This is a genomic window from Bacillus sp. SIMBA_005, from assembly GCF_046535585.1.
GTDB classification, from domain to species: domain Bacteria; phylum Bacillota; class Bacilli; order Bacillales; family Bacillaceae; genus Bacillus; species Bacillus pumilus.
Genome location: NZ_JAWRWI010000450.1, coordinates 1 through 269, shown reverse-complemented (window position 1 = coordinate 269; position 269 = coordinate 1). Strand labels below are relative to the sequence as shown.

The 269-nt window shown below is 57.6% G+C and carries 1 pseudogene; it reads right to left on the bottom strand.

The window, feature by feature from the left end:
- Nucleotides 1–269: pseudogene (locus SB660_RS20855) on the bottom strand (stage V sporulation protein AD); the annotation flags it as partial.

Sequence of the window (269 nt, the reverse complement as noted above, 5' to 3'; positions counted from 1 at the left end):
CCGAGGTCGCTTACTTTTCCCACTGTTGCGCTTGTAATCTTGATATCAGAAGGGTTTTGGCTGATGATGACCGCCCCGCCCCCCGTGACCGTTGAAGTGGCGGTATCCGGTTTTTGCCCGCCATACTCCGTCGGATTGCGGAATTGTCGTTCTGCCGTCGCGTTATGGCTGCTCGTGGCTGCGATCGCCCGGTTCGCAAAACCGCCGTCAATGAGCGCGGATGCGACGGCAATCGTTTCCATTGATGTCGAACAGGCGCCGAACAGACA